This is a genomic window from Candidatus Zixiibacteriota bacterium (assembly GCA_040756055.1).
Lineage (GTDB): Bacteria > Zixibacteria > MSB-5A5 > GN15 > FEB-12.
The window spans coordinates 247,653-269,856 of the sequence record JBFLZR010000001.1 but is presented as its reverse complement, the minus strand read 5'-3'; the positions used below and the strand labels follow the sequence as shown (position 1 = coordinate 269,856).

The 22,204-nt window shown below is 52.4% G+C and carries 22 protein-coding genes; 14 read left to right on the top strand and 8 right to left on the bottom strand.

Going from position 1 to position 22,204, the window contains the following annotated elements:
• Positions 1-1,113, top strand: coding sequence for a DNA alkylation repair protein (locus AB1483_01225; GenBank protein MEW6411074.1), 1,113 nt, complete (start codon positions 1-3; stop codon positions 1,111-1,113).
• Positions 1,114-1,143: 30 nt separating this feature from the next.
• Here the strand turns inward: AB1483_01225 and thyX are convergent, their stop codons facing one another.
• The gene (gene thyX, locus AB1483_01220; GenBank protein MEW6411073.1) at positions 1,144-2,004 is read right to left on the bottom strand and encodes an FAD-dependent thymidylate synthase; all 861 of its coding nucleotides are present in this window, start codon (positions 2,002-2,004) and stop codon (positions 1,144-1,146) included.
• A 255-nt stretch (positions 2,005-2,259) separates the two neighbouring features.
• Between thyX and AB1483_01215 the strand changes: the two genes are divergently transcribed.
• Positions 2,260-3,774 (top strand): carboxypeptidase M32, encoded by a 1,515-nt coding sequence (locus tag AB1483_01215; GenBank protein ID MEW6411072.1) that lies wholly within the window; start codon positions 2,260-2,262, stop codon positions 3,772-3,774.
• A gap of 121 nt (positions 3,775-3,895) precedes the next feature.
• The gene (locus AB1483_01210; protein MEW6411071.1) at positions 3,896-4,327 is read left to right on the top strand and encodes a hypothetical protein; all 432 of its coding nucleotides are present in this window, start codon (positions 3,896-3,898) and stop codon (positions 4,325-4,327) included.
• A gap of 6 nt (positions 4,328-4,333) precedes the next feature.
• Here the strand turns inward: AB1483_01210 and AB1483_01205 are convergent, their stop codons facing one another.
• Entirely contained in the window at positions 4,334-4,504 is a 171-nt protein-coding gene (locus tag AB1483_01205) for a hypothetical protein (protein ID MEW6411070.1), read from the bottom strand.
• 235 nt (positions 4,505-4,739) lie between these two features.
• Here AB1483_01205 and trkA point away from each other — a divergent pair, with 235 nt between their 5' ends.
• The 11 genes from trkA to AB1483_01150 all read left to right on the top strand — a co-directional run bounded on the left by trkA (position 4,740) and on the right by AB1483_01150 (position 17,296).
• Positions 4,740-6,116, top strand: a complete 1,377-nt coding sequence (gene trkA, locus AB1483_01200) for a Trk system potassium transporter TrkA (protein MEW6411069.1) — start codon at positions 4,740-4,742, stop codon at positions 6,114-6,116.
• Between the two features lie 3 nt (positions 6,117-6,119).
• A complete protein-coding gene (locus tag AB1483_01195; GenBank protein ID MEW6411068.1) occupies positions 6,120-7,718 on the top strand; it encodes a TrkH family potassium uptake protein in 1,599 nt (532 codons plus the stop codon).
• 140 nt (positions 7,719-7,858) lie between these two features.
• Positions 7,859-9,055, top strand: coding sequence for a metallophosphoesterase (locus AB1483_01190; protein ID MEW6411067.1), 1,197 nt, complete (start codon positions 7,859-7,861; stop codon positions 9,053-9,055).
• Positions 9,056-9,255: 200 nt separating this feature from the next.
• Positions 9,256-9,717 (top strand): SWIB/MDM2 domain-containing protein, encoded by a 462-nt coding sequence (locus AB1483_01185; protein MEW6411066.1) that lies wholly within the window; start codon positions 9,256-9,258, stop codon positions 9,715-9,717.
• Between the two features lie 233 nt (positions 9,718-9,950).
• Positions 9,951-11,195 (top strand): DUF1015 family protein, encoded by a 1,245-nt coding sequence (locus AB1483_01180; protein ID MEW6411065.1) that lies wholly within the window; start codon positions 9,951-9,953, stop codon positions 11,193-11,195.
• Positions 11,196-11,212: 17 nt separating this feature from the next.
• Complete coding sequence (locus AB1483_01175) at positions 11,213-12,094, top strand: NAD(P)-dependent oxidoreductase (protein MEW6411064.1); 882 nt, start codon at positions 11,213-11,215, stop codon at positions 12,092-12,094.
• A gap of 43 nt (positions 12,095-12,137) precedes the next feature.
• The gene (serC, locus tag AB1483_01170) at positions 12,138-13,217 is read left to right on the top strand and encodes a 3-phosphoserine/phosphohydroxythreonine transaminase (GenBank protein MEW6411063.1); all 1,080 of its coding nucleotides are present in this window, start codon (positions 12,138-12,140) and stop codon (positions 13,215-13,217) included.
• 94 nt (positions 13,218-13,311) lie between these two features.
• The gene (locus tag AB1483_01165; GenBank protein MEW6411062.1) at positions 13,312-14,067 is read left to right on the top strand and encodes a methyltransferase domain-containing protein; all 756 of its coding nucleotides are present in this window, start codon (positions 13,312-13,314) and stop codon (positions 14,065-14,067) included.
• Positions 14,068-14,374: 307 nt separating this feature from the next.
• Complete coding sequence (locus AB1483_01160; GenBank protein ID MEW6411061.1) at positions 14,375-15,514, top strand: pyridoxal phosphate-dependent aminotransferase family protein; 1,140 nt, start codon at positions 14,375-14,377, stop codon at positions 15,512-15,514.
• Between the two features lie 6 nt (positions 15,515-15,520).
• Positions 15,521-16,648, top strand: a complete 1,128-nt coding sequence (locus AB1483_01155; protein ID MEW6411060.1) for an N-acetyltransferase — start codon at positions 15,521-15,523, stop codon at positions 16,646-16,648.
• Positions 16,649-16,732: 84 nt separating this feature from the next.
• Entirely contained in the window at positions 16,733-17,296 is a 564-nt protein-coding gene (locus AB1483_01150) for a hypothetical protein (GenBank protein ID MEW6411059.1), read from the top strand.
• 11 nt (positions 17,297-17,307) lie between these two features.
• On the opposite strand, the gene AB1483_01145 is transcribed toward AB1483_01150, so the two are convergent.
• Genes AB1483_01145 through AB1483_01120 form a run of 6 tightly spaced genes read right to left on the bottom strand, consistent with a single transcriptional unit; the run spans position 17,308 to position 21,786 of the window.
• Positions 17,308-17,826, bottom strand: a complete 519-nt coding sequence (locus AB1483_01145; GenBank protein ID MEW6411058.1) for a macro domain-containing protein — start codon at positions 17,824-17,826, stop codon at positions 17,308-17,310.
• A gap of 19 nt (positions 17,827-17,845) precedes the next feature.
• Entirely contained in the window at positions 17,846-18,409 is a 564-nt protein-coding gene (locus AB1483_01140) for a phosphatase PAP2 family protein (GenBank protein ID MEW6411057.1), read from the bottom strand.
• A 6-nt stretch (positions 18,410-18,415) separates the two neighbouring features.
• Complete coding sequence (locus AB1483_01135) at positions 18,416-19,357, bottom strand: PfkB family carbohydrate kinase (protein ID MEW6411056.1); 942 nt, start codon at positions 19,355-19,357, stop codon at positions 18,416-18,418.
• Positions 19,341-19,955, bottom strand: a complete 615-nt coding sequence (locus AB1483_01130) for a YigZ family protein (GenBank protein ID MEW6411055.1) — start codon at positions 19,953-19,955, stop codon at positions 19,341-19,343. The genes AB1483_01135 and AB1483_01130 overlap by 17 nt, the downstream gene beginning before the upstream one ends.
• A 9-nt stretch (positions 19,956-19,964) precedes the next feature.
• Entirely contained in the window at positions 19,965-20,870 is a 906-nt protein-coding gene (locus tag AB1483_01125) for a DNA-processing protein DprA (protein MEW6411054.1), read from the bottom strand.
• A 52-nt stretch (positions 20,871-20,922) separates the two neighbouring features.
• Positions 20,923-21,786 (bottom strand): DMT family transporter, encoded by an 864-nt coding sequence (locus tag AB1483_01120; GenBank protein MEW6411053.1) that lies wholly within the window; start codon positions 21,784-21,786, stop codon positions 20,923-20,925.
• Positions 21,787-22,204 lie beyond the last annotated feature (418 nt).

Genomic DNA, 22,204 nt, shown 5'->3' with positions numbered 1-22,204 from the left:
ATGCCGCCTGAGAACAACAACAAGCCCGAAAGCGGTCTGTGGAAAGACTACCTGAACAGGGCGTCAATAAGCAAGATTGCCGGCGAGATTGGTCGGGTCCACAAAGGATTCGACCAATCTTCTTTTGTGGAATCTCTCTCCAATGACGCTTTTTCCAGGCTGGAACTTAAGCAACGAATCTTCAAAATCGCAGAGGCGCTCAGGGATTTTCTTCCGACCGACTACAGCCGGGTCATGAATATTTTCAGGAAAATCGCACCGAATCTTGGAGGGTTCGAGAACTGGGCGCTCATGTCCTATATCGAGCTTTTTGGACTGGAACATTTTGACATCTCAGTCGATGCCATGCGGGATCTCACGCAATACAGTTCGGCTGAGTTCGCCATAAGACCTTATGTAAATCGCGATCCGGCGAAGATGCTCTCGGTGATGAGCATGTGGGCGGAGAACTCAAACGAGCACATTCGCCGCCTGGCTGCCGAGGGATCGCGCCCCAGAGGGGTCTGGACGGCCCATATCGAGCAGTTCAAGAAGGACCCGCGACCGGTTATAAAGCTTCTCGAAAAGCTCAAAGCGGATGAGTCTTTGTATGTGAGAAAGGCGGTGGCGAACAATCTCAATGACATCTCGAAAGACCATCCCGCTCTGGTTATCAAGACCGCAACGGTGTGGCAGAAAGATAGACATAAGCACACCGACTGGATCATCAAACATGCCTGCCGAACGCTGATCAAAAAAGGGGATCCGAGGGTGTTTTCGTTGCTTGGATTTACGGCCAATCCGAAGATAGCGCTACGCGGCCTCACTTTGTCGCCGAAAAAGATAAAAATCGGCTCCGATGCCACCATATCTTTTGAGGTAGTGTCTCTTGGCAAGAGCGCCCAGAAGCTGGCAATAGATTACCGGATTCATTTTGTGAAAAAAAGCGGCAAGCTCTCCCCCAAAGTCTTCAAACTCACCGAGAAGAAACTTGCGGCGGACGGTGTTTTAGCGATAGCTACAAAGCACTCTTTGCGCAACCACAGCACCAGAACACATCTTCCGGGCAAACATCAACTGGATATTGTCGTTAACGGTAAAGTATTCGAAACGGTGGAGTTTCGTCTGATTTGAGATTAACTTCCGCCGAAGCCAGGGCGGTCTTCAGATGTCTCTGATTTTCGAAAGCTTTTCCAGAAACTCGGCAGCTTCGCGTTTGGACAGCCCTAAATTTACCAACTCGTCTATGTCGTAATCACATTGAGCAAGATGCTTTTTGAGGACGTTCAACTCGGGCCCGGAGAAATAGGCGGAGTTTACGGAATAGTCCGTGAAGGCTTCATATGCTACCGGGCAGACTGTCTTAACTATATTAGCCATTATGACGGCGTACTGCTGAAATTCCTGCTGGGCGTGGGGATCCATGCGCAATTTGAGAAAGTGGAAAAGATTGTGCAGGTCGATTTTCCAGTACCATTCGGTGTACATCGAGAGCGGCAGGGCAATGCGGGCGAGTTCGCGGGCCACGCCGTCGTCGACGAATTTCATATAGCTGTCGAAGCTTTCTTTTTGTGATGTAACAAGATAATCGAGGAGTTTCCGCTGGAGTTCTTCGGGGACTTCATCTTCAGACCGACCCTGTTTGTTGACTGTCGATTGGTAGCGAATGTCCTCCGGATGTGGAAGGTAAAATTCCTCTTTCATAACCGAATATCGGCCGGAGTACTCATTGACGCTGGCGGTGCGGTGCCGTATCCATTGGCGGGCGACAAAAATAGGGAGTTTTACGTGAAACTTGAACTCGACCATTTCAAAAGGGGTGGTGTGACGGTGCCGCATCAGGTATCGGATCAGGCCGCGGTCCTCGGATACTTTCTTGGTCCCCTTGCCATAACTTACTCTGGCCGCCTGGACAATTGATTCATCGGAGCCCATGTAGTCGACCAGTCGGACAAACCCGTGGTCAAGAACTTTGAATTCCTTATCCAGAAGAGCGTCGGCCTTTTCGTTCACAACGTGTGCCACAAACATCCTTTGCTGACTTTAGTCCCCGAGCCGGCAATATAATTAAACCGTCGCAAGCGGACAATCTCTTTATCGCCGCTTGCGGATTCTTTCGCCGGACGACCCGGTAATGCCTTCTCTTACGGGATAAAATAGATTAATAATGCCATTAATGTTGACCGTCAGGTTGCGCCGGGCGCAGTTTTTTCTTATCTTAGGCGCTGTTTCGAACATGGCGACAATACTGTTGGACCTGGAATACAAAGGAGTTTTCTGATGTCAACGCAACAGGCTTATGACGAACTCATCAGGCGGATGAAAGAGGTGTCCCTGCTTCACTCTTGCAACGCCGTGCTGGGCTGGGACGAGCGTACTTATATGCCGCGCGGCGGCGCCAATCATAGGGCGGATCAGTTGGGTCTGATCTCCGGTCTGGCTCACGAAAAGATGACCGATCCCAGAGTCGGGGAACTGCTATCGCAGGTGGAACAATCCGAACTGGTCAAGGATCCGGAATCTGTTGAGGCGGTGAACGTGCGCGAAATGCGCCACTTTTACAACAAGCAGACCAAACTTCCGAAGGATCTGGTTGAGGAAATCACCAAAGTCACGACTCTGGCGCAGGGGGAGTGGGTCGAGGCCCGCAAGAAATCTGATTTCAAACATTTCGAGCCCTGGTTGGCGAAAGTAATCGCCCTGCAGAAGAAGAAAGCCGACGCCTATGGATACGATGGCGAACCGTATGACGCTCTTCTGGACGACTATGAGGTTGGCGCGAAGACCACGGATATTGTCGATGTTTTCGTCAATCTCAGAAAGGAACTGGTCGAACTCCTGGGTAAGATTCAGGGGGCGCCTCGCAAGCCTGATAAGAGCATTGTGGAGCGTGACTATGATGTCGAGCTTCAGCGCATTTTCGGCGAATCGGTCGCGGCGGCCATGGGTTTTGGTTTTGATCAGGGGCGGCTCGATATCACCACTCACCCGTTCTGTACCGGTATCGGCTACGGTGATACCCGTATTACCACACGGTATAACCCGCACCGGATCAACGACGCCCTCTTCGGGATCATGCACGAGGCCGGTCATGGTCTGTACGAGATGGGGCTGAACAAGAAAGATTATTTCGGCACTCCCATGGGCGACTCGGTCTCCCTGGGTATTCACGAATCTCAATCACGCATGTGGGAGAATCAGGTGGGGCGCTCGCGCGCTTTCTGGGTTTATTTCTTCCCGCAGGCCCAGCGGATTTTCAAAAATGCCCTGGGTGATGTTAAGCTCGATGATTTCTACGGCGCCATAAACGATGTGAGGCCTTCATACATCCGCGTTGAAGCCGATGAAGCTACCTACAACCTTCACATCCTCCTTCGCTTCGAACTCGAACGGCCGCTTCTAACCGGAGATTTGAAGCCCGCCGATGTTCCGGGCGAGTGGAACAGCCGGTTTAAGAAATACTTCGGTATTGATGTCGACAAGGATGCCAATGGCTGTCTGCAGGATGTTCACTGGTCGGCCGGTTATGTGGGTTATTTCCCGACCTACACTCTGGGCAACCTGTATTCGGCTCAGTTTTTCGCGCAGGCGCAAAAGGAAATGCCGGACCTGATGAAACAGTTCGAGGTCGGGAATTTCAGCACGCTTCGTGAGTGGCTTCGCGAAAAGATTCATCTTCAGGGGCAAAGATACCGGGCCAACAAACTGGCCGAGAAGGTTACGGGTAAGCCACTGTCCTTCAAGCCGTTAATTGACTATATGAATGCCAAATACCGTCAGATTTACGGATTTTAGAGTCTAACTGGTCCGTGGAAAAATAAAAGCCGGCAGGTCCCCTGCCGGCTTTTTCGCTTGATACTGGACCGTTCGGTCCGCATATTGAAATAACAACGGTATTCACGTGGGGGCAACTCAAATGATAAAACATAACACCGTCAACAAGCGGCGGCTCTTCAGGCTGCTCGACAAAATTGTTGGCGAAGAGAGGAATTTCAAACGGCGGAGCAACAGGATGCGCTCGGTCGATGCTTATGTTCAGAAGCAACTTCACAACATTGCTTCGGAGTTGACATCGGAAGACGAACTTGTTCGAATCAAAAATACGCACGAAGCGCTTTTCAACATCCATCGAAGGTTCATGAATGACCACGAACTTATCCTGCAACGCTGTTTTATGATCTCGCGGCAAGTGAGGTCAGGACTTCTTAACAACGAAGAGACCACGATGGAAATTGAGCGGCTAACCGCCGATTTGAAGCGCCTGAAGTCCGAACACGAATGGGCTCAAAAGCAGAGTCTGAAAATCCTTAATGGTCAGGACCTGTTAAACACAGAGACCGGCCGATAGTCATCGTCAGCCGCCGATAACGCCTCGGTAAATCAGATAGGGAATCAGCAGGTATAGAATGCTGTCCCGGATCAGATAGAAAAGCACAAAAGCGAGAATGAATTTCCAGCCGAGGCTTTTTACCTCACGCCACGTCCTGGGGAATTTCAAAAACTTTCGAAATCTAAATTCTGCCATACTTTGACCCGGGCACCCGGATTGCCCGTCCGTCGAAAGAATATACCTGTCAATGCTGCAAACCGCAACCGGGTGGAGTTGGTTCGCGAGAAACTATGCCTTTTATCGGGCTTTAAGGCGGGGCGGAGCAAGGACCCGGATAAATAATTTAATTGATTCCAGCGGGGCTTTGCCTGTATTTATGACTGAATTTGAGGCGGAGATGATATCCGGTCATAATTTGTAGGGTAAGCAAATGCGCATCATAATCGTGGGCGGGGGCATAGTCGGCTATAGCCTGGCTGAGTATCTGCTTAATGACAAGCATCGGCTCAGCCTGGTCGAGGTCGATCCGCAGCTGTGCCAGAATATATCGGAACGCCTCGATTTACAGGTCATAAACGGCTCAGGGGCGTCCCCTTCGGTTCTCGATCAGGCTGGTATAAAAGGGGCCGACATGCTTCTGGCCGTCACCCCGAGCAACGAAGTCAACATCGTGGCCTGCTCTATAGCCGCGCAGTACAATGTCAGCCAGCGTATCGCCCGGCTTCGGGGAGAGGAGTACGCTCGCGACGCCAAACTCATAGACCTGGACAAAGTGGGCATCACCTCGGTGATTCACCCGGAGAAAGTGCTGGTGGACCAGATTCTTCAATTCGTCCAGACACCTCACTCGGTACAATCGGCCAATTTTGAGGACGGCAAAATGCTTATACGCGGCTACAAGGTAACTCAGAACATGCCGCTGGCCAACAAGGTGACCCGCGAGATTCGTGAGCATATTGCCCCCGATACAGTGCTGTTTTCCGCTATTGTCCGCAACGGTGTCGGCATGATTCCCGATGGGAACACGGTCATTCATCCCGGCGATACGGTCTATGCGCTCTTCCCGAAAGAGTCGCTCGAGCGTTTTATGACGCTGGTGGGTTTTGAAAAGAAAGCCAGCCGCAAGATCATTATCACCGGCGACTCGTATGCCACTCTTGTGCTCGCCCAGGCGCTCGAGCAACTCGATGATTATCAGGTGACCTTCGTCGATCCCAATCGCGAGCATGCCGAGCAGGCGGCGGCCGTGCTCAACAAGGTTGAGGTTTTACACGGAGACTGTACAGAAGATGATTTGTTGCGGGAGATCTATGTTGACCGGGCGTCGTTTTTTATCGCTGTTTCGGACAGCCCGGATTACAACATGCTCTCCGCTTTGCTGGCCAAGGCCGAGGGTGCTCATGAAGTGATCGCCACCACGACTGACGTGCGACACAACAAGCTCTACAAGTCTATCGGAATCGATCATATTATCAACCCCCGCCTTACGACCGCCCGGGAGATTCTGGAAATTATCTCACGAGGACACATCGGGGCGGTGGTACGTCTCTCCGACATCGATATTCAGGCCGTGCGATTCAATGTTGACCCGGCCAGCGATGTCGCCGGTACCAAGGTAAGGAATATCGCCACCAAGCTCAAAAAAGGCTCCATAATCGGGGTGATTATACGTCAGGACCGAATGATTCTTCCCGGCGGTGAGACCGTTGTCGAGGCCGACGATCATGTGATCGTAATAACCCACCAGCGGAATATCCCGACTTTATCCAAATTGTTCAAACCACGTCGTTTTTTCGATAGAGGTTAGCCCATGCAGAAGGCCGCCGTTGGATACGCGATCGGTAAGCTTATGCAGGTGATGGGGCTGTTTCTTCTGGTTCCCATGGTCATCGCTGTTTATGACAATTTTCATCTTTCTCTTGAGGAGATGCTTGTCGAGGGTGAAGTAGTCGGCTTCGGCATCGCGATTCTGATATCATTGCTGGTGGGTACGCAGATGGTGGTTGCGTTCAGGAGTGCCCAGTATCTTCAGGGGATCAAGGAGGGCTATGCTATTGTCACATTCGGCTGGTTGGGGCTGGCTCTGATCAGTTCCATACCGCTGCTAAGCTATTTTATCGCCGGCGATCCTTCGGGATGGCCCAACTTCTTCGCCCATTTTACCGATGCTTATTTCGAGATAATGTCCGGCTTTACCACTACGGGGGCCACTATTCTGACCGACATAGAGTCGGTTCCGCGATCGATGCTGTTTTTGCGTTCGCTGACTCACTGGCTGGGAGGTATGGGAATTATCACTCTGGCAATAGTGGTGTTTCCCGCGATGGGGGTGTATGGTTACCAGATGTTCCGGGGTGAGGTCCCCGGGCCGACCAAGGAGCGCCTTTATCCGCGTTTGACGCAGACCGCCTCGGTGCTGTGGGGGGTGTACTTGCTGTTGTCGGCTATAGAGACAGTCCTTCTGTGGGTGGGCGGAATGAACCTGTTCGACGCTGTCTGTCATACTTTCGCGACTATGGCGACCGGCGGTTTTTCCACCAGGAATGCCTCTATAGCCGCTTTCGAATCCGACTTTATTGAATGGGTCATAACCGTTTTCATGTTCTTTGCGGGTATAAATTTCCTCGTCCACTTTCGGGCCATGCGCGGTGATTTTCGCATCCTCACGAAAAACAGGGAATTCACCTTCTACCTGACGGTGATTGTGCTCGCAATTGCCGTGATTACCGGTGTTCTCTATTTCAAAGGTCCGGCTCCGGCGGAGCAGGCCGCCCTCAGTTTCCGTCACGAACCAATGTCGACAGATGCCTTCGTCGAGCATTATGTAAACGAGAGCAATAAGGTGGAATCGCTCTATGACAGTTTTCGTGTGGCCAGTTTTCAGGCGCTGTCAATGGTGACCACCACCGGGTTTGTCACCGCCGATTTTGACCTCTGGCCCGATTTCATCAGGTTTACCCTTGTCTTGCTGATGTTTTTCGGAGGCTGTGCCGGTTCCACCGGCGGTGGTATGAAAATGATCAGGGTCCTCATGGTTGGCAAAATAGTCATGAACGAACTTCGCAAGCTGACACAGCCCCGTCTGGTGTCGCCGGTGAAGGTGGGCGATGATTCGGTCGATGACCGACGGATTATAAACGTCGTCTCGTTCGTAATTCTCTTTGTGGCCCTTTTCATCATCACCGGCGGTCTCATGCTTTTGTTCGTCCCGGATTTGACCACCGCCGTCACCTGCTCAATCGCCACGATCGGAAATATCGGGCCGGGTCTTGCGGGAGTCGGGGCTATTGAAAATTACGGCTGGATACCCATACCGGGGAAATGGATCTTGGTATTCTCGATGTTGCTGGGTCGTCTCGAGATTCTCACCGTCATAATCCTCCTTCGTCCGTCGGTATGGCGCAAATAGCTCTGCCGGAAAAAAGTCTTCCACAGCCAACACTACATCCTGTACAAAACAAAGGCCGCAAATATGAGAACTTATCGTGGTGTTTTTCGTTTAAACCTTGCAGATGACCATGGGATCCCGGACCCGGAAATGGAGCATACGTGAGAAACCTGTTCCCCGTAGCCGTAGCGGTTTTTTTGATTCTGTTGTTCGGCATAACGCAACTGCTCTTTTTGCGTTTTTTAAATCGCGAATGGTGGCGCCGCAGATGGATAAAGATGTCGGCCTGGGCTCTCCCGACGGCAGGCATGCTGTTTGTTATTTTGTGGGGTGTCGGGGAGTATCATGCGAATAATTGGCTGTCGTACCCTGGAGCAACGGGGGCGATCCTCTCGTTCGTTCTTCAGTTGAGTCTGATTTTGTCGTTGCCGGTTTCAGGCTCCCTTCATTTGATTAACTCGCTTATGGACCGACTCGCTCGTCGTCGCAGCGTCTTTCACGAAAGGAAGGTTGACCATCATCGCCGACGCTTCCTTCGTGCCGGTGCCGCCGCGATACCACTGGCCAGTTTGTCTATGGGGGCGGGCGGTATGGCGGCCGCGGTGACCGGCGCGAAAGTGTACAAGAAGACTATCGCGATGGCCGACCTGCCAGTTTCCCTCGAGGGGCTCAGGATCCTTCACCTGTCCGATAGTCACCTGCGTCTTCATGTGACCCTGGATGATTTGGCCGAGGTGCTCGATAAGGCCAGTGGTTTCCAGCCGCATCTGACCGTGTTGACCGGCGACATTGCCGATAATCTCCGGATGCTCCCCGATGCGTTGCGGATGGTCGAACAGTTCGCCTCGCCCCTCGGGGCGTTCGCATGCCTGGGTAACCACGAATATTTCAGGGGGATTACGCAGGTGCGGCAGATATTCGATCGGTCAACCGTTCCCCTGCTGGTCAACGAAGGCGTGCGTTTGTCGCAGAGAGGTCAGCCGCTGTATATTGCCGGTATCGACGACCCGCGTTTTCTGGGGGCGAAGGATTATGATTTTTTCCGCTCCTGCACCGATGCTGCCCTGAAGGACAGAACCATCGATGACTTCGTAGTGCTCATGAGCCACCGTCCCGACGCTCTCGATTATTCCGCTGATACGGGGGTGCAGCTTACTCTGGCAGGGCATACGCACGGGGGACAGGTGGGCGATATGAATCGTTCCCTCTTCGAATCGGTCTGGCCCGATCGTTATCTCTGGGGGCACTACCGGAGGAAGAACAGTCACCTCTACACCTCTTCGGGAGTGGGGCACTGGTTCCCGTTTCGGCTGGGGTGTCCGGCCGAGGCGCCGGTGATTGAACTCGTTCGAGGCTGATTTGCACTCTGAAAATGGGTTCGGGAGGGTCTAAATCCCCTATGAAAAAATCTCATTTTTTTGCTGCTTGCCTATAGATTTTTCTTGCACAAATTTTCAAAAAACTTGTATTTTGAGTCTGGAAATGCGCTTTGTGAGAGAGAGAACACTCTCAAAAAATTTTTATAACAAACCAACCCTTAATGCTAAGGAGCAACACAATGGCAGTAGCCAAGAAGAAAACCACCAAGAAGAAAGCCGCCCCGAAGAAGAAAGCGGCTCCGAAGAAGAAAGCAGCTCCGAAGAAGAAAGCTGCTCCGAAGAAGAAAACCACCAAGAAGAAAGCTGCCCCGAAGAAGAAAGCGACGAAAAAGGCGCCAAAGAAAAAAGCCGCGCCCAAGAAAAAACCCGCCAAAAAGGCGAAAACCAAAAGGAAACCAAATCCCGCTTTCATGCGTCCGATGACGCTCTCCTCTGACCTCGGCGCCGTGGTCGGCACCAAGCCGATTCCGCGCACCGAAGTTACCAAGAAGCTCTGGGCGTACATCAAGAAGAACAAACTTCAGGACACCGTTAACAAGCGTATGATCAATGCTGACGAGAAACTGAAGAAGATCTTCGGAGGCAAGGGCAAAGTTTCGATGTTTGAGATGACCAAGCTGGTCTCCAAGCACATGAAATAAGCCTCTGGCTATAGCCTATAAGGGCCGGCTTTGAGCCGGCCCTTTTTTTTGTGCTTTTATCCCACGAACCCTGAGCATATACGCTCCACCTCGCGCAAAAAACAATGAAACACAGGGTCTTCGCGCCGGGTATTAATGGATTGACAGGGGCGAGCCGTTTCGATTATCTTAGGCGGACTATACAAACGGTAGCTGGTACGTCCATTTTTTAGTCTGGAAAGAGAGGTTCATCCGTGTCTGTCGTACGTCCCTTTCGGGGGTTGAGACCCCGGCCGGAGAAAGCCCATGTGATCGCTTCTCCCCCCTACGATGTCCTTAGCAGTGAAGAAGCCCGGGCGATAGTCAAAGACAATCCTGATTCATTTCTGCGCGTGAACAAGTCCGAAGTCGATTTTCCCCCGAATACTCCGCCGTATGGCGAGGAAATTTATAAGAAGGGCAGAGAAAACCTCGAGCGCTTGATGAATGAAGGTCTGATGGCGAGGGACGACAAGCCGTTTTTCTATCTTTATCGCCTTTCCTGGCGAGGTCGTTCACAGACCGGTCTGGTGGCGCTGACATCGGTTGAAGAATATGACAAGGGGCTTATTAAAAAGCACGAACATACGCGTCCAGCCAAAGTCAACGATCGGGCGAACCATATCATGACCCTTCAGGCTCAGGTGGGTCCGGTTTTTACGACTTTCAGGCAGAACCCCGAAATAAAGAGTCTGTTCACGAGGCTGTCTTCAAGAGCGCCAAAAGTCAGTTTTACCAGCCCCGACGGGGTGACTCACGAGTTATGGGTGGTCGATGATGAAATAACGATAAAGGCGATTGTTGCAGCATTCGGGAAGCTTGGCGAGATGTACATCGCCGATGGACACCATCGCTCGCAGTCGGCCTCTGAAGTCTGCCGTCGTATGAAGCAGAAGAATCCCGGCCACACCGGCAAGGAATTGTACAATTTCTTTCTGAACGTCATCTTCCCGGCCGATGAACTCCGCATCCTGCCATACAACCGGGTGGTTAAGGACCTCCGGGGACTTTCTCTAAAGGAGGTTTTATCTCAGGCCGAAAAGTCATTTGAGGTAGCCCCTCATGACGGCCCGGTGGATCCGAAAGAGAATCACCGCATCGGTCTGTATGCCGAAGGCAGATGGTTCGTCCTGACGCCGCGCGAAGGTAGTTTCGATGCCGCTCACCCGGTCGACTCGATTGACTCGGCTATTCTGACAAAGAACTTCCTGACGCCGATTCTCGGGATCGAGGATATCCGGACCGATGACCGCATTGATTTCATCGGTGGTATCAGGGGAGTTGGAGAGTTGATCAAGCTGGTTGACAGCGATGAATATAAGATAGCGTTTTCGATGTACCCGGTGTCGGTGGAGCAGCTTCTCAAGGTAGCCGATGCCGGCGAGGTAATGCCGCCGAAGTCCACCTGGTTTGAACCCAAGCTGCGAAGCGGTATGGTTGTCAATTTATTGAAAGATTAAGCAGAAAGGCGTGAAAAATGCTGATACTTATCTCAGACGCATTCGATTCCACTCTCCCCGGTAAGCTGGCCAAGTACGGGGAGGTCACCGACGATAAGAGCCGTCAGGCCGAGGCGGAAATCATTCTTATCCGCAGCAAGACTAAAGTGACCAAAGAGTATATTGACGCCTCACCGAAGCTGAAATATGTCATCCGCGGAGGCGTTGGCCTCGATAATGTCGATCAGGTCTATGCCCGCGGGAAGGGCATCAGAGTGTCCAACACCGCCGACGCTTCGACGGTCGCGGTGGCCGAGCTGGCTTTTGCCCTGATGATCGCGATGCCCAACCGCATTGCTGAAGCTCATGTCTCGATGAGTGAAGGTAAATGGCTTAAGAAGGAGCTGAAACGCACGGAGCTTCTGGGCAAGACTCTCGGTATTCTCGGTCTGGGAAGAATCGGCTTGGCGCTGGCCACCAGGGCGCGGGCGTTCGGCATGAGAGTGCTCGGATGGCACCCCGATGTCTTCTTCACGGATTTCGCCGAGATCGTACCCGGTATGGAAGATACCATCCGGCAGTCCGATTTCGTCTCTCTTCACATGCCCCTGCTTCCCGCCACTAAGGGCGTTATTAACAAGAAGACTCTGGAGTGGTTTAAAAACGGAGCTTACTTAATTAACACCGGCCGTGCCGGGTGTATCGTTGAAGAAGACGTGGCCGAGGCACTCAAGAGCGGCAAACTGGCCGGATACGGCACCGATGTGTGGCTGTCCGACCCGCCGGATCCGTCGTCGCCCATTCTCAAGGCTCCAAACACGCTGATGGCCCCGCATATCGGCGCTTCGACAAAAGAAAATATGCTCAGAATCGGTTATATTGTCGACCTTCTGATAGCTGATTACGTAAAGGCAAAGTAAGGGCAACAAAACCCGGAACGTTTAGCTCAAGCGAGGAAATAAAATGACTCATAGAATTCATAACTTCAACGCCGGACCGGCCACCCTGCCTCTGGATGTCTTGAAGATCGTCCAGCAGGAATTTCTCGATTACAAAGGGACGGGTATGTCGGTGATGGAGATCTCGCACCGGTCCAAAGAATACGACGAAATCAACGACACTGCCATCGCTCTGTTCAGGGAGATTCTCGGCCTGGATGAGTCCTACCATGTGCTCTTTCTGGGCGGTGGGGCCTCGATGCAGTTTTCGATGGTGCCGATGAATTTCCTGCACAAAGGGAAAACGGCCGCCTATGTTGATACCGGCGCCTGGTCAAACAAAGCCATCAAAGAAGCGAAATTAATCGGCAACGTGCATCTGGCCGGATCGTCCAAGGAGTCCAGCTACGACCACATTCCGAAAAAAATCGACTTTCCCAAGGATGCCGCCTACCTGCACGTGACATCGAACAATACGATCTTCGGCACCCAGTATTCGTCGTTTCCTAACGCCGGCAATGTACCGATGATTTGTGACATGTCATCGGATATAGCTTCCCGTCGCCACGATTTCAAGAAGTTCTCGATGATTTACGCCGGGGCGCAGAAGAACCTGGGCCCCGCCGGGGTAACGGTTGTTATTATCAAGCAGAGCCTTCTCGACCGGTGTGCGGAGGGCCTTCCCACGATGCTCAACTACAAGACTCACGCCGCTAAGAAATCCCTGTACAACACCCCGCCGGCCTTCCCGGTTTATATCGTGAAGCTGGTGCTGGAGTGGATCAAAAGGCAGGGTGGTCTTGAGGCGATCGAGAAAGCCAACTTCGCCAAGAAAGAACGCATCTATAAACTCATGGATCAGCACCCCGACTATTACCGCGGGACGGTGAAGGCCGACAGCCGCAGCTGGATGAATCTCACGATGAGGCTGCCCAACGAGGACCTCGAAAAGAAGTTCATCGCCGATGCCAAGGCTGCCGGTATGGGCGGTTTGAAGGGTCACCGCGATGTTGGCGGTATCCGCGTCTCCATGTACAATGCTATGACGATGGAAGGTGTGGACCGCCTGGCGCAGTTCATGGAAGAGTTCAAGAAGAACAATTAGGTAGTCAAAGCGGCTACTCACAACGTTAACTACTGAGATTCTCACAAGTGGCGGCTAATGACGGTCGCCACTTTTCTATAAGCAGGGAGGTTATATGGCAAAAGGTAAGGACCCGGGGTGGTGGGACGATTTCTTTCCGGACTTTCGACCCGTTTTCGCCATAATGTCCGAGCGTGGAACCACAAATGGCGACGTTAAGCTCATTCTCAAAAAGCTCAATCTCCGTCCGGGCATGAAATTTCTCGACTGCCCCTGCGGCATAGGGCGCGTTTCCCTGCCGCTGGCAAGGGCCGGCATTAAGGTAAGGGGCGTTGATATCACTTCCAGTTATCTCGAGGAATTCAGGGCAAAGGCCAGGCGGTCGGGCTTGAAAATCGACCTTCATCGGATGGACATGCGTCGAATCAACTTTGATCGTGAATTCGATGCTGCCGCAAACCTGTGGACTTCGTTCGGGTATTTTGAGAAGGAGTCCGACAATCTTCTGGTGCTCAAAAAGATGTTCAAGGCGCTCAAACCGGGAGGAAAATTTCTGCTCCATATCATAAATCGCGACTGGGTCATGGCCAACTTTCGTTCAAGCGATTGGTATGAGGCCGGGAAAATGAAGGTACTGGAGAAACGGGGATTTGATTTTGCCCGGTCTGTCGGCACCGCCACCTGGACGTTTATCGGCCCCCATGGAACGTCTTCTCATGACACCTCGATCAGATTGTACTCTTACCACGAGTTGATTGGTATGTTCAAAAAAGTCGGTTTCGTTGATATCGAGGGGTATGGGTCCAACAAGGAAGAGCCAATAGCAATCAGCCGAAACTATATGTACATTTTCGGGACCCGGCCGAAATAACGTCTAGGCGTATTGGCTTGAGAGACAACGAGTTATTCCCCTCGAGCCTTTCCGGTTTGAGGGCGCTGAAGTAAAAATCTTTTGCTGTCGTTTGGACAAAAATTATTTTCGCTAAATAATATAGTTTCTTATATTGGGTTGCTTAACAATTGACAATAGAGAACAGGATTCGTTTACTCAAGCTTTGGAAAAGGACTATATCCTCTGAAAAGGAGCTTTCTTGCAGACCAGCGATAATACTGAAGTTACATACCCGGACTTATTTCAAAAGTGCTTCAATTTTGATGACGCCGACAACGTCAAGGCGATGGGAATTTATCCCTATTTTCACCCCCTTCAATCTGCGCCCGGCGATGAGGTTGTTGTGGACGGCCACAAGTGTATCATGGTTGGCTCCAACAACTATCTCGGCTTGGTGAATCATCCAAAAGTGAAAGAGGCGGCCGCCGAGGCGGCTCGTAAGTATGGTTCCGGATGTACCGGTTCCCGTTTTCTCAACGGGACGCTCGATCTGCATCTGGAGCTTGAAGAACGCCTGGCAAAATTCATGAAGAAACCGGCGGCACTGGTTTTCTCGACCGGTTTTCAGACTAATCTGGGCGCTATTTCGAGTCTTGTCGGAAAGAGTGATGCGGTCATAATCGATCGTCAGGTTCATGCGTGCATCGTGGATGGCTGCCGCCTGTCTTACGGCAAGTTGTATAAATTCGCCCATAACGACATGGATGATTTCGAACGGGTCATCGCCAATGTGCGCAATATCAACAGTCGCGGGGGTATTCTGGTGGCGGTGGATGGTGTTTTCTCGATGGAGGGGGACATTATCGAACTGCCGCGACTTGTCGAGATTGCCAAGCGATATAACGCCCGTGTTCTTGTCGATGATGCTCACGGTATTGGCGTGATGGGTGAGACCGGCGCCGGCACCGCGCAGCACTTCGGTCTGGGCGACGTGGTCGATATGACTATGGGCACTTTCTCCAAGTCGTTCGCCTCTCTCGGCGGATTTATCGCCGGTGACGCGAAGGTTATCGACTATGTCCAGCACACCGCCCGCTCGCTGATATTTTCGGCCTCCATTCCGCCATCCAACGCGGCGGCGGTTTTGGCGGCGCTGGATATTATCGAGGCGGAACCGGAGAGACGTGAGAACCTGTGGAAAAACGCCCGTCGCATGAAAAAGGAATTTCAGAGTCTCGGATTCAATACCGGTCATTCAGCCACTCCGATTGTCCCGATAGTTGTGGGTGAAGATCTCGAGGCCTTTGCTTTCTGGAAGGAACTATTCGACAACGGCGTGTTTACCAACCCGGTGATATCGCCGGCCGTGCCTCCGGGCCAGTCGATGATTCGTACTTCTTATACCGCCACCCATACCAGTGGGCAGCTCGACAGGGTTGTCGAGGTGGTGGCCAAAGTTGGACGCGCCAAGGGACTGATTTCGTAATAGCTTATGGCACGAATCGAAGTCGTAGAAGTTGAATCATCCTCACATCTGAAAAAATTCATAACCTATCCCAATAGGCTCTACCGGGGGGATAGTAATTACGTTACGCCGCTGATATCGGAACGTAAGGAATTTTTTGACCGCCAGAAAAACCCGTTCTATAAGACATCATCGGTGAAGCTCTTTCTCGCCATGGAGAGCGGCGAGGTTGTGGGGCGTATCGCCACCTGCATCAATTACAATCATAACCAGTTTCACGAGGAACAGACAGGTTTTTTCGGATTTTTCGACTGTCCTGATGACTATGAAATAGCGTCCACGCTGCTCAAAGTGGCCATGATCGAACTCAAGCGTCAGGGAATGGATAAGATGCGCGGCCCGATGAGCTTCTCCACCAACCACGAGTGCGGTTTTTTGGTCGAGGGTTTCGACGCGCCGCCGACAGTCATGATGACCTACAACCAGCCGTACCTGCCCAAGCTGGCGGAGAAATTCGGGCTCAAGAAGGTCATGGATCTGATGGCTTTGCGGATAACGAAAGAGGAGCCCATTTCGGAAAGAGTACAGCGGGTGGTCGCCAAACAGGCCGAGCGCAGCAAGGTGAAAATCCGCACTCTCAGGATGTCGGAGTTTGACCGGGAGATAAAAAGAGTCAACAGAATCTATAACGAGGCCTGGCAGTACAACTGGGGTTTTGTCCCGATGGGCGAGGATGAGTTCTTCTACACGGCGCAAAACCTCAAGCAGATTGTTGAACCCGAGCTGGTGTTCATAGCGGAGTATGAGGATCGGCCGGTGGCCTTCAGTCTTGCCCTTCCCGACATCAATCAGGCACTGATTCACTTGAAAGGTCGGCTTTTGCCTTTCGGTCTGCTGAAACTGCTGTGGCATACCAAAATCAGAAATAAGATCGACTGCGTGCGGATGATCACCTTCGGCGTCGTGCCTCAATTCCAGAAGCGCGGGATCGACATGGCCATGTACGTGCTCACATACAACAGGGGTATTGAGTTGGGATATAAGTGGGCCGAGTTGTCATGGATGCTCGAGACAAATGAGCTGATGCTCAAGGCAGCCGCCCAAATGGGGGCAAAACCTTATAAAAAGTATCGCATCGTAGAACTCCCGCTTTAGGATATTTCCGTAAACAGCCCGTCGCCGCCGGCCGTCTGGTTTAGTGTTGATTGACATCAATTTCAGGAAAGCATATAATTCGATATGGCTATCTTAAGAAAATCGCTCGCGGCGGTCATTATCCTTGTCACCACGGTGTCTTTTCTGCTATCCTGCGGTATCACCAGTCGGTACCGTATGGATCTCTATGTCTCGGACGATGCCGTAACGAAGAAGGTTGATGTCGAACAGACGCAGTATGTCGAGAGCGCCGTAATCAGCGACCCCTTCAGCGACAACAACAATCTGATTACCGGTGAGGGAAACGTGGCGGTTGTCACTGTTGGCACCAGATGGAATCCCGAGGATGCCGGCGACGACTTCAAGCTTATGGGTTTCGATCAATACTGGCGCTGCCGACTTTACGTTCAACTGCCGCAGCCGGTCACGGCGGTTAAAGCCGACCTGAACGAGGCGTCGTATTTCCAGGTGCTCGGCCAGTACGATATTGCCGCAGAGGATAAAATCTTCCTTGCCAGGGAAGGCTCCTACTCGGTCGATTCAGTTACCTCGAAGCATGTGTTTATGACAATTGACGGCCGGTATGTGAATCGTGATAATCGGGCTCTGGCGTTTTCCGGCCAGTTTAAGGTAAGAAGCTCCGAGTGAGCCGGTCCCGATCAGTTCGGGTTTTCCTTCTTAGCAAGCATGTCTTTGAAAACGGTGTAACCGTGCTCCTCGAAAAGGCAGAACTGCACTCTTTCTATCTTCCGTGACAGGTCCGAATAGGCTATTACGGCATCAATCATGATGTGCGCGCAGGCTTTCATGGGAAAGCCGCCAACGCCGGTTCCGAAGGCGGGAAAAGCCAGGGACTTGATGTCCAGTTTCTCGGCGATATTGAGGCAACTTATGGTGGCTTGCCTGATGTATTTATCCGAGGTGCGCAGGTCCTGTCCCATCACCGCGGCGTGAATCACTACCTTGTAGGGCAATGTCCCGGCCGTCGAGTGAACAGCCTCGCCGGGCATTACCGGGCCTTTTTTCACGGCCTCTTTCTCGATTATTTCGCCGCCCGCCGCTTTGATAGCTCCGGCCACTCCGGAACCCATCCAGAAATGGTTATTGGCGGCATTTACGATGGCCTCGGTATCGGTCCGGGTAATGTCGCCTCGCACGATCTCAATTTTGTAGGCCACGGCAACCTCCTATCGCGAATCAGTCGCCTGATTGCCAGGGACGTATCAATCTCGTGATTACGTTAAATATTGTCGCTGTCAATACACCGGCCACCCGTCCGATTACCGCTCCGACAAAGATATCGCCCGGGTAGTGAACGCCGACGAACACACGACTCAGTGCAATCAGCGCGGCAAAGCCATAAAGGTGCCATCCGTATTTGCGGTAAAAGAATGTGAACAGGCAGGCCTGTCCGAACGCGTTCGCGGCGTGTGCCGACGGCATAGAATAGCCCCCGCCACAACCGACGAGCAGATGGACACCGTAAAACTCGTGGCATGGCCGGGGGCGGGCAAGAATCGGCTTGAGCAGGCCGGCGCTGACTTGATCGGTCAAAAGCAGAGTCGCCGCCGATACAAGAACCAGCCAGCGCAATTTCGCGTTACCCTTCCAGAGAATAAGCGCCATCGCCACGCCGTAAATCACTCTGAGCAGCATATCGTTGGTGATTATCGGCATGATAAAATCAGTGACCGGGTTGGCCAGTGTCGAGTTGATAAAGAAAAATAGAGTGTTGTCTAACCCGATCAAATTCTCCAGCATACTGCTCTACCTGTAGATGGTTGGTTTACTTTTCAAAAACGCCAGCAACTGAGGTTCGGTGGGAATACCGCTTCGGGCCCCCGGCCTGGTGCATTTTAGCGCCGCCGCGGCTGAACCATATCTCATTCTCTCCGACAACGAATATCCTTTCAAAAGACCATATAGATAGCCCGTGTGGTAACAGTCACCGGCGCCGGTAGTATCGATATTCTTGACTTTAAAAGCAGGTTGGAACACGAACTCTCCGGTCCTGCCGTTGAGCGTCTCGCGACCGGTCGAACCTTTGATGCCTTCGGTAACCACGATTGTACCGGGGCAAAGCTTCGCCAGCCTGTCGATCGCCACTCTGGCCGAATCGCTTTTGGTGAAGGGGAAAGCGTAGTTGTCGGCTACCACCAGATGGTCGACATAGGGGAATACCGCCAAGACATCGTTACGCATCGATCCGATATCAAACGACACGATAATCTTTTCGCGTTTGGCCCACAGGGCCAGTTTCAGTGTCGCGGGCATATCGCGCCCATCGAGATGCAGTATCTTCGGGATCGGGTAAGACGATGTCTTGATATCCGCCGGCGTTACGAAAATTCGCCGTGAGAGCACCATTGTCCTCTGTCCGCTTTCCTTTTCTACCCAGCCTGCGGCGAGCGCGGAAGGCTGCTTTTTGATGATGACAAAGCGGTGATCGACGCGGTCTCGCTTCAACTCGTCGATCGAGATTTTCCCGAATGGGTCATCGCCGACGACCGCGATGAGTGCGGTTTTGAATCCGAGCCGCGACAGACCGATTGCTACATTGGGTACGGGTCCGCCTCCTTGCATGAAGAAATCGCAAGCGTCGATCTTCATTCCCGGCAGAGGATAGCGATCGATGCTGAACAGCAGGTCATAAGGGATTATGCCCATCCCCAGACAGTCGATAGTATCAGGTTTATTCGACTTTTTCAATCGCGGCCTTCCCCCTGGATAGCTCCACTATTTCGCCTACCAGTTGATCGGTCCTGCTCCGGCGAATCTCTATCTCGATTGACACCCGGTCGGAGAAATCGGCCTTGATCTCCCTGGCGCCGTTTCGATGGATTGCCTTGAGGAGACTATCGTATGACGGAAAATCGATGTCGACTTTAATTTTATCGGTAACGAAATTTTCTCTGACCCCGGCGCTTTCCAGGGCCAGTCTGGCCGCCTCGGAATAGGCCTTGACCAGTCCTCCAGTTCCGAGTTTGGTGCCACCGAAATAACGCGTGACAACCATCAGTATGTTTGTCAGACCCGCGCCGCTGATGATATCGTAAATCGGTCGGCCGGCGGTGCCGCTGGGTTCGCCATCGTCCGAATATTTGAAAGCGACATCGTGAGGTGGCGTTCCCACGATATAGGCGTAGCAGTTGTGAGTGGCGGCGTATTCGCGTTTGCGGATATGCTCCAGTTCGGCATGCGCCAGCTCAAGCGAGTCCACGCGAATGGCGCGGGCGATGAATCGCGAACCTTTGACTTTTGTTTCTTCGGTGGATGTTTTCTCTATGGTCAGGTAGCGGTCATCCATGAAGCCACCTCACACCAGAGATTTGACAATCTCGTCTATCTGGTGAAGTCCGACCATAGGTATGGCGCCGGATGAGTAAGCGGTTTCAAGGCTGTTTTTGTCGGTGAGAGCCCCGTGGCGCGGATCGATCAGGATAAAAACCAATTTGCCTATTTGGCTGCAGCACGAGAGAAGATCAAGGGCGCGCATAGAATGGTCATAGAACTCTGTCATCACGACCGCCTGTGACAGGCCGGCGATTATCCGGTTAGAGCTTTTGAAATTCTCGGTATGGTATTTTTGGTCGGGCGGATATTCGCTGATGAGGCCGCCGTCCTTGACAATATCGATAGCCAGCGGACGGCTTTCGTCGGGATAAATCTCGTCCACGCCACTATCCAGAACCGAGAAAGACCTGCCTGCTCCGACCTTTGCGCCCAGATGCGTTGCGGAATCGATACCTCTGTCCAGCGAGGAAATGACCTGCACCCCCGCCTCCGCGAATTTCTTTGCAGCCTCGACCGTCAGCTCGATCCCTTCGCTTGTTGCCCTGTCACCCCCGGCAAGCGCGACGATTTTGCTGTTTTCGTTCGGCAGTGTACCGCGGTAATACAGAAGCGTGGGCGGGTCGTTGAGTTCGAACAGGAGCTTGGGATAATCGCTGTCGAAACGCGACACGAAATTAACGTTCTTGCTCCTGAGCAATTCGTAATATTGCCGCGCTTGCGTCATTTTCGAAGGCGCTTCGGCTACGCGATTGGCTATTTCCGCCGTCATGCCGGCGACCGCCATCAGCGAACCGGCATCGGTGGCCATAATGCGCTCCAGGCTGCCATAGTGTCTTATCAGCACCTCGAGAAGCCGGGGTTGGACGGATGAAAAATGGCTCAGCGCCAGGATGCGGATTATCTCGGTGTTGTCTGCGTGATTTGTCATTCTCTAATCTACGGTATTGCGGTCGAAAGTCAACCAGAGTCGATACGCGGAATCAGGCGAAGGTAACAAGAAAAGCGCCGCCGACGGCGAGAATTATGCCAATGGTACGGGGCAGATCAATTCTTTCCTTCAGAAAGAGAGCGGCAAAGATAAAGATGAAGATATTGTTAGTCTGATTGAGAGCGGCCGCGGTGGATACCTGGGTGAATTTCATTCCGGCCAGCCACATGACCATAGCCAGATACCCGCCCACCAATGAACCGGTTACCGTGTATATGCGGCCGGTTGAGGCAAACACGGATCTCACTATCTGCCGTCGCCCGGGATGGAAAGCAAGGTTTATCCAAAGAATGGCAACGCCGCCGATGAGTCGGATCTCCGTGACCCACAGAAGCGGCGCCCGGTCAAGAACCGGTTTGGCTATCACCACACCGATGGCCATCAGAGCCACAGCCAGAGCGCCATAGGTGAGTCCCAACATCAGGTTGCGCCGGTCAGGACCGTTTTCCCCTCGAGGACGGGCCGCCGTAAGCACGGCTGATATAATCAACATGACTCCCACTATTTGCCATACAGAAAGCACGTCGCCGAGCCAGATCATAGACAGCCCGATTATAAACGGACTGTACAGGCAATCCACGATGGCGGTCAGTCCGGCGCCCAGACGGTTGAGGCAATGGAAAAACAGGGTGTCGGCGATCCCGATACCAAGCGCGCCGCTCAGCAGTAACAACAGGTAATCCCACGCGGGAGCGTCGTGAAGCAGTTTCCCTCCCCAGAGCCAAATAGTGGGGAGAAAAAGCGCGGCCGCCAACATGTTCTTGAACAAATTCAGTCCGACCGGGTGTACGGTCTCGCCGCTCTTTTTGAACAGGACAACGGCGATGGCCCAGACAATTGCGGTCAATAGCGCCATCGATTCACCCAGATATGGAATTGAGAGAAGGAAATCAGACATCGTGCTAAGGGCTGTTGCTTCTAAAAGTGTTTAAAAAATCGCTATCAATGGTGGGCGTAAAGGTAATCAAATCACGGCCATTTTCCAAGACAGATTCTTGAGGCTGTCAAAAAACGGTCACCCCAGGGACCTGAGATGACCGTAAATAAAGATACGAATTTAAGATGCTTCGGCTACTTGGGTAACCTCATTTTGTCGCCCGCCGGCACCTGCCGGCGTCACACTTTTGGCCTGACAAAGCTTTGGTTCTTTCCCGATGTGTTTTTACGGTTCATCGGGCTGAGACCAAGAATGTGATCTCGTGCGTCTCAAAGTTAGCAATTTCTATGGATGAATGACCCGGCAACCTCTTGGGTTCAAGATACAAGCCGTCCAC